Raw genomic sequence first — 2,727 nt, 5'->3', positions numbered from 1 at the left:
ATAATAACTATGTAAGCAGAAACTCCGCCCTGATAATCATAAATCACGCATTTTTCATTTCTAAAATATCTATTTCTTATTGTGTATCTGAAGCATAAATGCTGCCAAAATTAGTGTAATTGCGATGGCATAAACGACCAATGAGTATGCATGATAAGGGTTGGGTATGGTAATGGTGATCACACAGCGTTGAATATGCGGCTTTACCGTGTTGATACGACTTGCTATTATTGTTATGTATTGATTACTAAATACCTTCGTTATTAATATAAGGGCTGCTGTTAAGGTGATGATAATTATACGCCATACAGTACTGTTCCTATAAATAATCAGAAACACAAGGAGTATTAATAGTGATGGGTAAGATAATAACCGGTATGTAAACCGATATAGGTATGCTCGTAATACCTGAAAATAAATTTAGCATATTATCGTGATACGCACCACCAACGCAAATCATGCATCTCAATATTGGTACTACACGATAAAAAATCCCAAGCACATGCCTATTTCTCGGACTTCTTTTTAAGTGCTTTCAATAACTATAAAAATGCGCCCTTAATCAGCCTTATATTACTAATTTTAACTAACATGCTCATTTACACGTGATATGCAATATATAATAAAGAATATCAATCTCTGGTGCGGGGGGTGGGATTCGAACCCACGCAGGCCTTCGCCAACGGGACCTAATTGCGGCTCCGTGAGCTTGGCACGGAGTACCCGTCCCCTTTGTCCTGGCTCGGGCACCCCCGCAAGCCCTATTATACACCGCAGGCTTTTAACTTTTTCGTCCTGGTTTTCATGTACGTCTTAACCCTATTCTTAATGGCTAGCTTAAAGATTTAACGGGAGAGGGTATACGGGAAAGGGTATCCCCGTGGGTGTGGGTTTGTGGGGCCGCTTGGGTGAGCATATCTGCGGCGTGGTACCTCTTTGGGTCGTTGCCATCATTATCGTATTTCAGTGGCTCGTAAAAGTGCTCAAACTCTCTTATTGTAAACTCCTTGTTGTAATACCTCAAATACACCTCCGCCCTCAACCTCTTCATTGGGTGCGCCAGGTATTGCCGCAACCCCTCATACAACTGAACAGCTTGCAAACTTCGAAACCGCAATCTACTATCCCCTTTCGACTTCTTAATCGAGCCCGTAATGCCCAATCTCTCATAAACCATGTTCTTAAGGAACTCTAAAAACTCGATGTTGGCGGAAGTTATATCTATCTCGAATCTATACCCATGCGGCTGCTTCTCGGATGCGACTATGCCGTCCGTGTCTATTAAACCGGCGACGTATTTCAGCAGTTCAGTTGCGTTGAAGCTCTTTATTATTTCGTAACCCTTGCCATACCACGGCCACTCACTTTTTCTTAATTTAACATAGAACTTTACACAGATCGCGTCGGGCTTTTCCCCTGTCGTAAATTTAACACTCCGCATTTTTCTCCACGTAAGTTCAACGCTTGGCATTTTTATTCTTCTCATAAACCTCTCAAAATACAGCACACCTGATGAACTCGTTGTGCCCGTTGAAACCTCATACCAGCTCGGCGATGTTGGTCTTACATATACGTCGCCGTGCACCGCACCTAGCATGTATGTGTCGTTTATACTGAGGTGGCGTAGAATCTCTATCCACTCATGTGGATTTATGCCGTAATTAAGTAGTTCCTCCGTGTTAACACCAATAAACCTCCACATTCTTTCACTCATTACAACCTCATTCCAGCCAAACTCCTTTCTCAACATCACCTCAATCTCCTCCACAAGCCTACTCCTACCTGCTCCACTGTTGTGGGTTTGTGGGTTCATGGCTTATCACCTCGTAGAGCGTTAGTGGTGCTAAGCAGCATCAGGCAGCGTAGTCCTCTCCCCGGCCTTTCCATCCCGCCAGGCCAACCCCGGCGGGGTTTCCCTGGGACCACGGGCGCCGGGGCAACCTCCCGGGCCCCAGGGTTATGGAGAGGTTTTGAGACCCTCATGGGGGTCACCTGGGAAAAATACGTGGAGGACTGTGGTCCTCCACGGGAGCCCAAGGTTTCGGGACAGTGCCTTGGTAGCCCTCCCGAGGGAGGACACCCAAGGATGCCCCTACTCCCCCGAGCCCCAAACCACCACCCCTCCCAGCAAAGAGATACGACTAAGAAATGAAAACTAGGAGAGGATGGTTGGCGGGCCCGGGGGAGCAGAAGCACCCCGGGCACCCCAGCCCTCCACATACTTTCCCCAGGTGACCCCCATGAGACCCCGCCGGGTTGCGGGGCAAGTCCTCTTTCGCCTTAGTGCCTTATAACTCATTTGTTCCCGCACTTCCCTAGCCACTTGTTCAGCAGCCCCTAGGGATGACTTTCTCTTTTCCCACACCTCGAATCAATGATTAAACCTTTTGTTTAATTCCTTGTTTCGTTAATTACTCAATTGTTCTTCGTGGTGTTTCTATTCCTTGTTGGTTTTTGTTTCCTCAAGCCTAGGGTTTGCTGGCTTTTGTTTGTTTACTCGATTGTGGTTTTGAGTTTTTGTTTGCTTCCTCGGCTCGTTTGTTGCTTGTTTGTTTTGGGCTATTGGGCGGCTATGCTCTGCCCGTGCCTTTCCCTCCAGAGCCCACTCCCCGTGCCGGTTCCTAGGGTTGCCCTTGGAGTTCCAGAGCCCATCGGGTCCCTAGGAGCCGGCACCCCCACCAACCAGCCCTACGGCACTCCTACACCGCATCGGGCTTTGTCGGTGGG

1 protein-coding gene and 1 tRNA gene are annotated in these 2,727 nt (G+C 47.5%); both read right to left on the bottom strand.

Going from position 1 to position 2,727, the window contains the following annotated elements; all coding sequences use genetic code 11:
• Window positions 1-640 precede the first annotated feature (640 nt).
• A tRNA-Leu gene (locus B7L70_RS12310) sits at window positions 641-756 on the bottom strand.
• Between the two features lie 76 nt (window positions 757-832).
• Window positions 833-1,813 (bottom strand): LAGLIDADG family homing endonuclease, encoded by a 981-nt coding sequence (locus tag B7L70_RS12305; protein WP_081228432.1) that lies wholly within the window; start codon window positions 1,811-1,813, stop codon window positions 833-835.
• Between the last annotated feature and the right edge of the window lie 914 nt (window positions 1,814-2,727).

Source organism: Vulcanisaeta sp. EB80 (assembly GCF_002078205.2).
Note: the sequence above shows the minus strand (reverse complement) of the source record. Positions and strands in the feature narration are given on the sequence as shown.

Coding starts and splice junctions, on each gene's coding strand:
- B7L70_RS12305 (WP_081228432.1), bottom strand. CDS start 1,813: ATGAACCCACAAACCCACAACAGTGGAGCAGGTAGGAGTAGGCTTGTG.